Raw genomic sequence first — 12,570 nt, 5'->3', positions numbered from 1 at the left:
ATCGACATCCCGAGAAGCCGGCCAGCGGCCGGTACTACCGGGGGCGGTCGTCGCGGATTTTCTCCGGGCCCTTCGCCATTGCCTGGAACACCCCGTCGCGGCGCACCCACAGATGGAACAGCGCCGCGGACAGATGCGCCACCACCGTGGCGAACAGCGCGTAGGCGAACAGGCTGTGCGCGTTGCGCAGCGCCGCGTACAGCGACGGGTCGTGCGGCAGAATCGCCGGCAGGTTGAAGCCCGGCCACATCACGATCGGATAGCCGCCGGCGGAGAGCATCGACCAGCCGATCAGCGGCATCGCCAGCATCAGGCCGTACAGCACCCAGTGCGAGGCATGCGCGGCGAACGCCTGCCAGGCCGGCAGATCGGCGGGCAACGGCGGCGGCCGATGGCGCAGGCGGTTGTACAGGCGCACGATCACCAGCAGCAGGATCGCGATGCCGAGCGGGCGGTGCAGGTCGACCAGCATCGGCCGCCAGTGCAGCGCCGCCACCATGCCCACGCCGACAAACAGCATGGTCAGGATCATCGCCGCCATCAGCCAGTGCAGCACGCGCGCGGTAAGGTTGAAATGGCCCGAATCGCGGTTCATCGCGCACTCTCCTTGCCGGTGGCCGCCGCACCCTTGCCGCTGGCGATTTCGCGCTCGCGGCGGTTGAACGACTGTGAGTACACCGCCGACCGCGCGGCCAGGATCGGATCGTCGGAACCGGCGATGCCGCTGGGCAGGATCAACGGATCGTAGTTCAGGTCGCGGCAGGCGCCGATGGCCTGGGGCTGCATCGACACCAGGCTGAGCGTGCCCACTTTCACCTGGCGGCGCTGCGCCGGCCACACCTGTGACGGATCGTCGATCGGGTCGCCCGCCTCGGCGATGCTGACCCACATGTCCCAGCGCACCGGGCCCTGGGCCAGCCGCTGGGCGAACTCGTCGGCCAGGTAATCCAGCCCGGCTTTCGCGCGTTGCGCCGGTGTCATTTCCACGAAGGGCGCCTGCGGCCGCATGCTCCAGCGCACGAAGCGATGGCTGCCGTCGGCGGCGGTGAAGCGGAAGGCGTTGACCCCGTTGTAGGTGGTGTCGGCCCAACTGCTGGACCACGGCGCGGTCTTGGCCCACTGCCCGAACGCACGCGCGGACGGGTACTTGGCCAGCACGGCGGCCATCTTGGCCGGGTCCGGCTTGCCGGTGGCCGGATCGGGGATGCCGGCGCGGGTCTGTTCGAGGAAGGCCTCGCTGGTGGGCACGGCGAAGAACGGGAAGCTGTTCATCGCCGTCCGCCATTCCTGGCCATCATCGCTGACCAGCTGCAACGCCATGCTGCGCACGCGCGCATTGGCGTCGGCACCGTGCGGGTCGCCGCCGCCGATGGAGAGCCGGCCCAGCACCGGTACCTGCAGTTGCCGGAACACGCGCGCCGAACTCAGCGCCACGCCTTCCGGCGTGCCCTGAAACGTGCCGCTCACGCACACGCCCTTGGTATGCGCGCGGCGGAAGCCCGGCTGCGGCGGGCCGGTGGCCTCGATGCTGTCGGTGAAGGTCTGCGCGGTGATGCGGTCGCGGCCGATCCAGCCGGCCAGCCAGGCAAAGGCCAGCACCAGCAGGCCGGCGATCAAGGCGATCAGCGCGATCCACAGCAGCGGCGACGGTGGTCGCGGTGCGCCCGGCTCGCGGCCGGCACGGGAAGAGCCGAAGAGTGACATGTCTGGATTCCTGCCTTCACAAAGCGTGTGGGTGGGCGACCGGGCCATGGTGTCAGAACGTGGGCGACGCCGATATTCACATTTTCGACAACTCTTCCAAATGCAGATCCCCGCCGAAGCGGGGATCTGTGGGTGTCACGGCAGGACCGGGCAGGGCCCGGCCGACTCAGGCGTAACGCGTCTTGAGCATGGTCCATGCCGAGCGCAACGCCAGCGCCTCGCCACCGGCCGGGCGGCCCGGGCGCTCGCCATCGTTCCAGGCGTACACGTCCAGGTGCGCCCAGCGCTGGCCTTCGGCGATGAAACGCTCCAGGTACAGCGCGGCGGTGACCGAACCGGCCATGCGCGAGCCGGCGTTGGCCAGGTCGGCGATGTTGCTGTGCAGGTAGCGCAGGTAGGGGCGCCACAGCGGCATGCGCCAGACCGGATCGCGCACCGCTTCACCGGCCTGCAGCCACTGCTGGGCCAGCGTGTCATCGTTGCTGAACAACGCCGGCAGGTCCGGGCCAAGCGCGATCCGTGCCGCACCGGTGAGGGTGGCGAAGTCGAGCACGATCTCCGGCTGCTGTTCGCTGGCGTAGGTCAGCGCATCGGCCAGGATCACCCGCCCTTCGGCATCGGTGTTGTCGATCTCGATGCTCAGGCCCTTGCGGGTGGCGATCACTTCGCCGGGGCGGAAGGCATCGGGGCCGATCGCGTTTTCCACCGCCGGGATCAGCAGGGTCAGCTGCACCGGCAGCTGCTGGGCCATGATCAGCCCGGCCAGCCCGAGTGCGTGCGCGGCGCCGCCCATGTCCTTCTTCATGTTGCGCATGCCATCGCCCGGCTTGATGTCCAGCCCGCCGGTGTCGAAGCACACGCCCTTGCCGACCAGCGCCACGTGCGGCTGGCCTGCCTTGCCCCAGCGCAGCACGATCAGGCGCGGCGCGCGATGCGAGGCGCGGCCCACTGCGTGGATGGACGGGAAATTCTGCTCCAACAGCGCATCGCCGGTGATCACCTCGATCTGCGCGCCATGCGCGCTGGCCAGCTCGCGCGCGGCGTCTTCCAGCTGCTGCGGGCCCATGTCTTCGGTGGGCGTGTTGACCCAGTCGCGCACGCGCAGGCTGGCAGTCACCACATCGCGCACTTCGGCCGACGGCGTGGCCGCCAGTTGGGCCGGTGCACGATTGGGCTTGCGGTACCGCGCGAAGCGGTAGCTGCCCAGGCCCCAGCCGATGTGCAGCAGGGTTTCGATCTCTGCCGGCAATGCATCGGCCAGCTGCCACACGCTGCCTTCGGGCAGTGCGAACGGCGCATGCGCGTAGGCATAGGCATCACCGGCATCGCCCACACCGACGATCGCACCGGCCAGGCCATGCTCACCAGGCAGCAGCACCACGCTGCCGCCGCTGCCGTTGAAGTGCTGTGCGTCGATCCAGGCCAGCTGCGCCGCGCTTTGCTGCGCGCGCCACGCGCCGAACTGCTCGCGGTTCATCACGTGCAGCGGCAGCGCCTTGGAGGTATCGGCGGTGAAACCGTTGATCTGGGTCATGCGGGGTAGGGCTCCGTTCGTGGTCAGGCGTGAGCGACGGATGCGTTGGCATCCAGCCAGTCGGCCAGCCCGGTCAGGGTGTCGAACTGCAGGTCGGGCTGCAGCGAAGGATGGGGCCAGGCGTGGTCTTCGCGGTTGATCCAGCAACCACGAAGGCCGGCCTGCATCGCACCAACCACGTCCATGTCGGCGTGGTCGCCCACGTGCAGCACATGCGCGGGGGCAATGCCCAGGCGGTCGCAGGCGGCGTGGAAGATGCTGGCCGCCGGCTTGGCCGCGCCGTGTTCGCGCGAGCCCAGCTGGAAGGAGAAATGGTGGGCCAGGCCGATCCGCTGCAGGTCGGCGTTGCCGTTGCTGAGCGCGGCGACAGGCACCTTGGCGGCGATCCGCGCCAGCGCGTCGAGCGCGTCCGGGTAGAACTCCACCTGGTTGCGCGCGGCGTAGAACGCTTCATAGGCCGGTTCGAGCAGGGCCAGGTCGGCACCGCTTTTCTCCAGCGCCTCGCTCAGCGTCAACCGGCGCAGCGCGCTGAGGTCATGGTGCAGGTGCGGGTTGGCGTGGAAGGAGCGCTCGCGCAGTTCGCGCATGGCCGCCACCGGGTACATCGCGGCGGTGGCGGGGCTGTGCTGGCGCATCCAGTCGAACAACACCTGGTCGATGCGCGCGCCGATGGGGGCGAACGGCCACAAGGTGTCGTCGAGGTCGAGGGTGATGGCTTGGACTGGGAAATTCACCCGCCCATTCTACGCCTGCCATCCGGGGCGGGCATGCCCGGATCGGTTCATTCAAGCAGCCGCGCCCACCCGTGGGTACCCTCCAACCGCGCCAGCACCAGCTTGATGCAGACCAGCAGCGGCACCGCCAGCAGCAGCCCGACCATGCCCCACAGCCAGCCGAACACCATCAGTGCCAGGATCAGGATCAGCGGCGAGATCGCCATGCGGCGGCCCAGCACGATCGGCGTGACCACCTGGCCTTCCACCGTGTGCAGGGCCAGGTAGCAGGCGGCCGGCAGCAGCGCCTTGAGCGGATCGCTGAACTCCACAAAGCCCATCAGCAGCATCAACGCCACCCCGATCAACGGGCCCACGTACGGGGCGAAGTTGAGCAGCGCAGCCACCGTGCCCCATAGCAGCGCTTCCTGCAGGCTGATGCCCAGCAGCAGCAACACCCCGGAAAACACCAGTCCCACCAGCGTGTTGATCACGGTGATGGTGAGCACGTAGCGCGATACCTCGCGTTCGATCGAACGCAGGATGTCGGTGGTGAAGCGCTGTTGCTGGCGGCTGGGGAACAGCGCGATCGCATGCTTCTGCAGGCTCTGCCCGTAGATCATGAAGAACAGCGTCAGCAGTACCACTGCCAGCACCGAGGCGGCCAGCCGCGGTGCACGGGTGAGCACTTTGTAAGGGTCATCGAGCTGGGTGCGCACGATCTGCACGCGCCGGCTGCCTTCGCCGCCGGCCACCCGCGCGAAGTTCTCCGCGGCCTGGTTGGCCTGCTGCACCGGCTTGGTCAGATCCTGCACCTGGCGCGCCACCTTGCGCAGTTGCTGCGGTGCTTCCTGCGCCCATTCCATCGCCGGGCCGACCAGCTGCACGCCCAGTGCCGCCGCGCCGCTCAGGCCCGCGCCGATCACCAGCACCGCCGCGAGGAAGCGCGGAATCCACAGCTTGCCGAGCAGGCGCAGGATCGGGTTGCCCACCAGCGCGAAGAACATCGCCAGCAGCACCGGCAGGATCACTTCCTGGGCCGCCCACAGGGTGAAACAGACCGCCAGCGTGGCCAGCACCACCAGCGACATGGGCGCACGCGGGCGCGGCAGTGGGGCAGTGGCGACGGTGTCGTCGGGGGTAACGGCAGGAACGCTCATGCGGGCGCCGGGCAGGAAGGGAGCGCCATTATTGGGCAAGCCGGGTGCGGGCGGCGTGTTGTATCCGTGCAGGAAAAGCGAGGCCCCACCGCAGTACGGCAGGGCCTGGTTTCAGCGTTCGGAAATATCGGTGGCTGCTTCGGCCGGTTGCGGCTGTTGCGGCGAGGCCGGTTCGACGCGCGGCTGCGGCTGCGGGCTGGCCCGCGGCGTGGGTGCAGCTGCCCGGGGAGCCGGGCGGGCCAGGTCATCGGTGGCATCGTCCACCTTGTCGGCCGCCTGCTCGGCGGTCTCGGCCGCTTCGCCTGCCTGCATCGAGGCGAACGCGGCCTGGGTACTGGCCACCAGATTGGAGACCGAGCCGATCATCTGCAGCCAACGCGCACCCTGCACCTTGGCGCCGAGCCCGGTCGGTTCCAGTTTGCCGGCCAGGAAGCCGCCGGCAAGACCCACGGTTATGATCCGCATCGGCGTCCACCCGGCACGCCAGACGGTGCTGAGGGAGAACCAGCTGCTGCGGGTTTTTTCCACCCGCACCGCCACCACCAGCTCGGCACGCTGCACGCGCTGGCGCAAGGCTTCGAAGTTCATCGCTTCACCCCCGTCGTATCGACGTCGGCATCGGGATCTTCATCGCTGGGTTCGTCATACAGCCCCAGCCGAGACAACTGCCGGCGGGTGGCATGCATGCCGGTATGACGGAAGAAGAACGACACCCGCCACATCGCATAGCCGGTCACCAGCAGGCTGACGACCGAGGTGATCAGCAGCGAGTGGAACCAGGACAGGCCCCAACGCTGCATCAGGGCGATCAGCGTGCCGGCCAGCAACAGCCAGGCCGACGCGCCGAACACGATCGCCACGCCAGCCCATGCCAGCGCACGCCCAAACGCACTCCGCGCCAGCGCGAAGTCGGCCGAGGCCAACCGTCGCAGCGAGCGCAGGGTGTGCTTGGCCGACTCGACGGTCTCACGGCCGGCCTCACCGACCTGGCGGATGCTCTCGTCCAGGCGCGGTGCTTTTTCACCGCTGCCCGGTGGCGGGGATTCCGCGCCACCGGTAGCGGTCGACTGGGCTTGATCGCTCACGCCGACTTACTTGTCGCCGCCGCTGCGGGCCAGCTTGGCGATGATCCAGCCGGCGGCGAAGGCCACGCCGAAGGAGGCCAGCGGACGCTCGCGGATCAGCTCGGCAGCGCTGTCGACCAGGTCCTTGCCCTTGTCCATCAGTGCATCGACCTGTTCCTTGGCAGCGGCACCGCCAAATTCAGCGGCCGCCAGGCCCGACAGCGCGGTGTCGGACAGTTCGGCCTTGACGTTGGCCTTGCCGATGCGCAGTTCGTCGCCGGCCGCGCCGGTGGCGCCCTTGATCGCACCGCCGGCGGCGCTGGCCGCGGACTTCAGGTGCGAACCGGCTTCGCCCAGGTGTTCCTTCAGGTTTTCGGTATTGGTGGGGCTCATCGTGACTCTCCGTTATGTGCGATGGGGAAGGTGACCGGGGAGGGACCCCGATAACGAACGCAAGGTAATAGCATCGGCCGGGTGTAGGGCGTGTTACGCCCCGTGAGTTGCGCGCGAAGACCGGCTGAGCCGTTCAGCGCATCACCAGCACGCCAGGCGTGTTGCCGCGCACGATGCGCAGCACCAGTTGCGGCGGGCGTTGCTGGAAGTTGGCGCGCCAGCTGGCCAGGTCGGCAAATTCGCCGGCGCTGGTTTCGGTGATGACATCGCCGGCGGCCAATCCCGACGTGGCCGCGCGGCTGCCGCGCTTGACCTCGCTTACCTGCACACCACTGATACCGGCCTGGCGCAGCGATTCGGGCAGGTCCACGAAGGTGGCCCCGACCAGGCGCGGATCCAGCGTATCGCCGCTGACCGCACGCGCCTGTTCCTTCAGCGTGGCCTTGAGCTGCAGCGGCTTGCCATCGCGGCGGATGTCCAGGCTCAGCGTGCTGCCGACCGGGGTCAGCCCTTCCACGTTGTGCAGGGCCTGCGCGCTGTCCACGCGCTGGCCGTTGGCGCTCACCACCACATCGCCCGGCCGCAGCCCGGCCGCGGCGGCGCCGGACCCGGCCAGCACGCGCGTCACCAGCGCGCCACGCGATTCGGTCAGGCCCAGCCCCTGGGCGATCTGCTGGGTGAGGTTCTGCGCTTCCACGCCGAGCGTGCCGCGCACCACCACGCCATGCTTGACCAACTGGTCGACCACGTCGCGGGCAAGGTTGGACGGAATGGCCAGGCCCAGGCCGATGTTGCCGGCCATGCTGCCCTGCGGATTGAAGCTGGCCGTATTGATGCCCACCAGCTGGCCCTGCAGGTTGACCAGCGCGCCACCGGAGTTGCCCGGGTTGATCGACGCATCGGTCTGGATGAAGTTCTGGTAGCCCAGCCCGCGGATGCCGCTGCGGCCCACCGCCGAGACGATGCCCGAGGTCACCGTCTGGCTGAAGCCGAACGGGTTGCCGATGGCCACCACGAAGTCGCCCACGCGCAGCTGTTCGCTGTTGCCCAGCGGCAGCGCGGTGAGCTTGTCGGCGGGGATGCGGATCAGTGCGATGTCGGTATCGCGGTCCGAACCGAGGAACTCGGCCTTCACCGTGCGCCCGTCGGCCAGCGTCACCTGCACGTCGTCGGCGTTGTCGATGACGTGGTGGTTGGTCAGCACCAGACCCGCGCTGGCGTCGATGATCACCCCCGAGCCCAGCGATTCGTTGATGCGTTCCTGCGGCACTTCGGGGAACAGCCGGCGCAGGATCGGATCGTTGAAGAACGGGTTGCGCACGCGCACCACCTGCTTGGTGTTGACGCTCACCACCGCCGGCATCACCCGCTCCAGCATCGGTGCCAGCGACGGCACCGTCTGCCCGGCGACCGCTGCCGGCAGTGCGGCCGTGGCGGGAATGGTGAGCGACACCGGTGCCGCTTCGGCACGGTTGTCCAGATGCGCGTTGATGGCCGTGGCGGTGAAGCCACCGAAGGCGGCGGCAAAGGCCAGCGTGAGCAGAGTCGGGAGCGGTCGCATGGTCCGGCGGTTCCGTATCGAAAGAGGTAAAGACATGCATACGGTAAAGCAAGCTGAATGAGTGTGTCCGCCCGCGCCTAAACCGCGAATGAAATCGGCCTCCATTCGCGCCCGCCGTCCCAGGCGCTGCGGCCCTCGGTCGGCGTTGACAGCGCCTTCGGCAGGGGTAAGCTGGGCAGGCATCGGCCACAAGATGTTGCGTCGCCGAGCAGGATTGCCCCAAGAGGTTGGGTTTGCTGTCCGGGGCAACGACACGCCGTCAACGATCAGGCCGTGGCCCGTGCCTGATGGAGCCTGCCCTGCGATGAGCACGCTGCCCCTGGACCAGATCCGCGACGCAGGCGCCGATGCCGACGGCGTACCGCTGCAGCCGGCCTCGCTGGATATCTGGGACCGCAAATACCGCCTCAAGACCCGGCAGGGCGAACCGCTGGATGCGGACATCGACGCCACCTACCTGCGCGTGGCCCGCGCGCTGGCCGATGCGGAAACCACCGCCGAACTGCGCCAGCACTGGAACGAGCGCTTCACCTGGGCACTGCGCCGTGGCGCGATCCCGGCCGGGCGGATCATCTCCAACGCCGGCGCGCAGGCGCACAAGCCGGCCACCAGCACGATCAACTGCACCGTCTCGGGCACCATCGAAGACTCGATGGACGGCATCCTGCAGAAGGTCCACGAAGCCGGGCTCACCCTCAAGGCCGGCTGCGGCATCGGCTATGAGTTCAGTACGTTGCGACCGCGCGGGGCGTTCGTCGCCGGGGCCGGCGCGCACACCTCCGGGCCGATGTCCTTCATGGATATCTTCGACAAGATGTGTTTCACCGTGTCCTCGGCCGGGGGGCGGCGCGGTGCGCAGATGGGTACCTTCGATGTGTCGCATCCGGACGTGCGCGAGTTCATCCGCGCCAAGCGCGAAGACGGCCGGCTGCGCCAGTTCAACCTGTCGCTGCTGATCACCGACGGCTTCATGCAGGCCATCGAAGACGATGCCGACTGKCCGCTGCTGTTCCCGCTGACCCGCGCCGAAGCGGCCGACCAGGACCTGGCCGACCAGGCACAGGTGCAGTGGCGGTCGTGGCCGACCCATCGCGGGTACGTGGTGCGCGAGGATGGCCTGGTCGCCTGCCGGGTGTATGGCCAGCTGCGTGCGCGGCACCTGTGGGACATGATCATGGTGTCCACCTACGACTATGCCGAGCCCGGTTTCATCCTCATCGACCGGGTCAACGAGATGAACAACGCCTGGTGGTGCGAAGACATCCGCGCGACCAACCCGTGCGGGGAGCAGCCGCTGCCGCCCTACGGCGCCTGCCTGCTCGGCTCGGTCAACCTCACCCGCTTCGTGCGCGACCCGTTCACCGCGCAGGCCCGCTTCGACTGGGACCAATACAAGGAGGTGGTGCGGGTGTTCACCCGCATGCTCGACAACGTGGTCGAGGTCAATGGCCTGCCGCTGGAACAGCAGCGCCAGGAGATCCTGCGCAAGCGCCGGCACGGAATGGGCTTCCTCGGCCTCGGCTCGACCCTGGCGATGCTGCAGATGACCTATGGCGACCCGGCCTCGTGCGCGTTCACCGAGGACGTGGCCCGCGAGATGGCCATCGCCGGCTGGGAAACCGGGCTGGCGCTGGCCCGCGAAAAAGGGCCGGCGCCGATCATGCAGGAGACCGTCGAGGTGACCGCGGCGATGCTGCGCCAACGCCCGGAGATGGTCGACGACGGCTGGCGGGTTGGCCAGCAGGTGGAGGGCAGGGTGCTGCACGCGCGCTACAGCCGTTACATGCAGCGCATCGCCGAGGTCGCCCCGGCGCTGGTGGCGGAACTGGCCGAGGTCGGCGCGCGCTTCACCCACCACAGCTCGATCGCCCCCACCGGCACCATCAGCCTGTCGCTGGCCAACAACGCCTCCAACGGTATCGAGCCGTCCTTTGCCCACCACTACAGCCGCAACGTGATCGTCGAGGGCCGCAACAGCAAGGCGAAGGTGGACGTGTTCTCCTACGAACTGCTGGCCTACCGCCACCGGGTCAACCCGCGCGCGATGCCGTTTGCAGAAGCGCAGGACGCCCGGCTGCCGGCCTACTTCATCGCTGCCGACGACATTTCGCCCAAGGCCCACGTCGATGTCCAGGCCGCCGCGCAGAAGTGGGTGGACAGCTCGATCTCCAAGACCGCCAACGTCCCCACCGACTACCCCTACGAGCAGTTCAAGGACATCTACCGCTACGCCCACGCGCAGGGATTGAAGGGCTGCACCACCTTCCGTTTCAACCCGGCCGCGTTCCAGGGCGTGCTGGTCAAGGAGGCCGATCTGGAGAACACCACCTACCGTTTCGAGCTCGAAGACGGCGCAGTTGTGGAGGTAAAGGGCAACGAACAGATCGAGTACGACGGTCAATTGCACACCGCCGCCAATCTGTTCGACGCGCTCAAGGAGGGCTACTACGGCAAGTTCTGATTCATGTACGGAAGCTGTTTTAAAGGGGTTTGCTGCCGATGCCCGGTTGCCCGGGCGCACGCATCGCCGGCCCGCCAAGCACAGATGCGGCTCATGGGCTGCGACAAGACCGTTCCACGATGGACCGCGCCGGTATAGCATCGCCAGCGATTTGACTAACCAGCCCCTATAGGAGGCAATCATGAGCAACGGCAATGGTGTGACCGCGACCCTGACCCAGGGCGTCGACGAAGTGAAGGAAGTGGCTGGCAAAGTGGGCGAGACCATCGCCACCACCACTGAAGATGCGGTTGCCTCGGTGAAGAAGACCGTCAAGCGCGCACGCAAGGCTGCCACCACCCAGGTTGCCAAGGTCAAGAAGGCCGTGCAGAAGGCCGAGAAGACCGTCGCCAAGAAGGCTGACAAGGCGGCCAAGTCGGTCGGCAAGACCCTGGCCAGCGCCAAGAAGAAGCTGGAAGCGGCCAAGAGCAACGCCAAGGCCGAAGCTGCCTCGCTGAAGAAGCAGGTTGCCAAGAAGAAGGCCGCCGCCGAGAAGGCCGTGACCAAGACCACCAAGGCCGCCAAGAAGGTTGCCGGCAAGAAGGTCGCCACCGCCAAGAAGGCCGTGACCAAGAAGACCGCCGCCGCCAAGAAGGTCGTCGGCAAGAAGGTTGCCGTGGCCAAGAAGACTGTCGCCAAGAAGACCGCGACCGCCAAGAAGGTGGCTGGCAAGAAGACCGCCGTCGCCAAGAAGGCCGTCGGCAAGAAGGTCGCCGTGGCCAAGAAGACGGTCGCCAAGAAGTCGGCCGTGGCCAAGAAGGTCGTCGGCAAGAAGACCGCCGCCGCCAAGAAAGTGGTCGGCAAGAAGGTCGCCACCGCCAAGAAGGCCGTGACCAAGAAGACCGCAGCGGCCAAGAAGGTCGTTGGCAAGAAGACCACCGCGGCCAAGAAGGTGGTCGGCAAGAAGACCGCCGTTGCCCGCAAGACCGTCGGCAAGAAGGTCGCCGTGGCCAAGAAGGCTGTGGCCAAGAAGACCGCGACCGCCAAGAAGGCCGTGGCCAAGAAGACCGTAGCCCGCAAGGCTGCTCCGGCCAAGCGCGCCAGCGCTGCCAAGACCGTGGCCCGCAAGGCCCCGGCCAAGCGCGGCCGCAAGTAAGTCGGTAAGCACGGCGCCTGCCTCCGGGCAGGTGCCGTGACGCGGTCGCAGACGGGTACTCCCTGCAGGCGCACGAGGAACCGCACCATGGCTGTCAGGATCGACCAGAAGATCAAGGGCTACGCCGTGCTCACCCCCGAGGAGAAGACGCGCCAGGCCGCTGCCAGTGCAGCGCCCGCCCTCGCCACCGCCCCGGCCCTGGCACCCTCCGACAACATCGTGCAGATGCACGAGCGCATCGAGCGCCCCGACGTGTTGATCGGCAATACCTACAAGATCAAATCCCCGCTGGTGGAGCACGCCTTCTACGTGACCATCAACGACATCGTGCTCAACCCCGGCACCGAGCATGAGCTGCGGCGCCCGTTCGAAGTGTTCATCAACTCCAAGTCGATGGAGCATTTCCAGTGGATCGTCGCGCTGACCCGGATCATGTCCGCGGTGTTCCGCAAGGGCGGCGACGTGACGTTCCTGGTCGAAGAAATGAAGGCCGTGTTCGACCCGCGCGGTGGCTACTACAAGGCCGGCGGCGTCTACATGCCCTCGTTGGTGGCCGAGCTGGGCAGCATCATCGAAGCGCACCTCAAGTCGATCGGCCTGCTGCACGACCCCGAGCTGAGCCCGGCGCAACGCGCGCTGATCGCAGAAAAACGCCGCCAGTACGAGCAGCACGGCCCGGACAGTACCGCCGACCACGAGGAAGACTTGGCCGTCACCGGCGATGGTACGAGCTTCCCGCCGAGCGCCAGCATGTGCCACAAGTGCAACGCCCAGGCGCTGGTGATCCTGGATGGATGTGCGACGTGTTTGAACTGCGGGTATTCCAAGTGCGGGTGAGGGCGCCG

General features: G+C 67.7%; 12 protein-coding genes. 3 read left to right on the top strand and 9 right to left on the bottom strand.

The features are described from left to right. Window positions 1-34 precede the first annotated feature (34 nt). The 9 genes from AC1DR7_RS07290 to AC1DR7_RS07250 all read right to left on the bottom strand — a co-directional run bounded on the left by AC1DR7_RS07290 (window position 35) and on the right by AC1DR7_RS07250 (window position 8,129). Window positions 35-595 (bottom strand): cytochrome b, encoded by a 561-nt coding sequence (locus tag AC1DR7_RS07290; protein WP_457318419.1) that lies wholly within the window; start codon window positions 593-595, stop codon window positions 35-37. Next, window positions 592-1,704, bottom strand: coding sequence for a catalase family peroxidase (locus AC1DR7_RS07285; protein ID WP_478051229.1), 1,113 nt, complete (start codon window positions 1,702-1,704; stop codon window positions 592-594). The genes AC1DR7_RS07290 and AC1DR7_RS07285 overlap by 4 nt, the downstream gene beginning before the upstream one ends. Window positions 1,705-1,870: 166 nt before the next feature. Continuing rightward, window positions 1,871-3,238: a leucyl aminopeptidase family protein gene (locus AC1DR7_RS07280; RefSeq protein ID WP_256777038.1), complete on the bottom strand. Its 1,368-nt coding sequence runs from the start codon at window positions 3,236-3,238 to the stop codon at window positions 1,871-1,873. A gap of 23 nt (window positions 3,239-3,261) precedes the next feature. Beyond that, window positions 3,262-3,972, bottom strand: a complete 711-nt coding sequence (locus AC1DR7_RS07275; protein ID WP_457318417.1) for an HAD family hydrolase — start codon at window positions 3,970-3,972, stop codon at window positions 3,262-3,264. 47 nt (window positions 3,973-4,019) lie between these two features. Further along, complete coding sequence (locus tag AC1DR7_RS07270; RefSeq protein WP_457318416.1) at window positions 4,020-5,111, bottom strand: AI-2E family transporter; 1,092 nt, start codon at window positions 5,109-5,111, stop codon at window positions 4,020-4,022. A 111-nt stretch (window positions 5,112-5,222) separates the two neighbouring features. Further along, the gene (locus tag AC1DR7_RS07265) at window positions 5,223-5,699 is read right to left on the bottom strand and encodes a protein sip-5 (protein ID WP_457318415.1); all 477 of its coding nucleotides are present in this window, start codon (window positions 5,697-5,699) and stop codon (window positions 5,223-5,225) included. Next, a complete protein-coding gene (locus AC1DR7_RS07260; protein WP_478051228.1) occupies window positions 5,696-6,196 on the bottom strand; it encodes a phage holin family protein in 501 nt (166 codons plus the stop codon). The genes AC1DR7_RS07265 and AC1DR7_RS07260 overlap by 4 nt, the downstream gene beginning before the upstream one ends. Before the next feature lie 6 nt (window positions 6,197-6,202). After that, window positions 6,203-6,568 (bottom strand): hypothetical protein, encoded by a 366-nt coding sequence (locus tag AC1DR7_RS07255; RefSeq protein ID WP_256777031.1) that lies wholly within the window; start codon window positions 6,566-6,568, stop codon window positions 6,203-6,205. Window positions 6,569-6,701: 133 nt separating this feature from the next. Further along, entirely contained in the window at window positions 6,702-8,129 is a 1,428-nt protein-coding gene (locus AC1DR7_RS07250; protein WP_478051227.1) for a Do family serine endopeptidase, read from the bottom strand. Between the two features lie 304 nt (window positions 8,130-8,433). On the opposite strand from AC1DR7_RS07250, the gene AC1DR7_RS07245 reads away from it, so the two are divergent. From AC1DR7_RS07245 to AC1DR7_RS07235, 3 genes are all read left to right on the top strand, one after another. Continuing rightward, entirely contained in the window at window positions 8,434-10,590 is a 2,157-nt protein-coding gene (locus tag AC1DR7_RS07245) for an adenosylcobalamin-dependent ribonucleoside-diphosphate reductase (protein WP_478076433.1), read from the top strand. Window positions 10,591-10,771: 181 nt separating this feature from the next. Next, the gene (locus tag AC1DR7_RS07240) at window positions 10,772-11,725 is read left to right on the top strand and encodes a histone (RefSeq protein ID WP_478052744.1); all 954 of its coding nucleotides are present in this window, start codon (window positions 10,772-10,774) and stop codon (window positions 11,723-11,725) included. An 87-nt stretch (window positions 11,726-11,812) separates the two neighbouring features. Further along, complete coding sequence (locus AC1DR7_RS07235; RefSeq protein ID WP_478051197.1) at window positions 11,813-12,562, top strand: TSCPD domain-containing protein; 750 nt, start codon at window positions 11,813-11,815, stop codon at window positions 12,560-12,562. Window positions 12,563-12,570: the final 8 nt, after the last annotated feature.

Source organism: Stenotrophomonas sp. P5_A9, from assembly GCF_056400525.1.
This window is presented reverse-complemented; position numbering and strand designations above follow the sequence as displayed.

What these genes read in the sequence shown, in the direction of transcription:
- AC1DR7_RS07255 (WP_256777031.1), bottom strand. Translation starts at nt 6,568, where the DNA reads ATGAGCCCCACCAATACCGAAAACCTGAAGGAACACCTGGGCGAAGCC.
- AC1DR7_RS07280 (WP_256777038.1), bottom strand. Translation starts at nt 3,238, where the DNA reads ATGACCCAGATCAACGGTTTCACCGCCGATACCTCCAAGGCGCTGCCG.
- AC1DR7_RS07265 (WP_457318415.1), bottom strand. Translation starts at nt 5,699, where the DNA reads ATGAACTTCGAAGCCTTGCGCCAGCGCGTGCAGCGTGCCGAGCTGGTG.
- AC1DR7_RS07240 (WP_478052744.1), top strand. Translation starts at nt 10,772, where the DNA reads ATGAGCAACGGCAATGGTGTGACCGCGACCCTGACCCAGGGCGTCGAC.
- AC1DR7_RS07270 (WP_457318416.1), bottom strand. Translation starts at nt 5,111, where the DNA reads ATGAGCGTTCCTGCCGTTACCCCCGACGACACCGTCGCCACTGCCCCA.
- AC1DR7_RS07250 (WP_478051227.1), bottom strand. Translation starts at nt 8,129, where the DNA reads ATGCGACCGCTCCCGACTCTGCTCACGCTGGCCTTTGCCGCCGCCTTC.
- AC1DR7_RS07235 (WP_478051197.1), top strand. Translation starts at nt 11,813, where the DNA reads ATGGCTGTCAGGATCGACCAGAAGATCAAGGGCTACGCCGTGCTCACC.
- AC1DR7_RS07290 (WP_457318419.1), bottom strand. Translation starts at nt 595, where the DNA reads ATGAACCGCGATTCGGGCCATTTCAACCTTACCGCGCGCGTGCTGCAC.
- AC1DR7_RS07285 (WP_478051229.1), bottom strand. Translation starts at nt 1,704, where the DNA reads ATGTCACTCTTCGGCTCTTCCCGTGCCGGCCGCGAGCCGGGCGCACCG.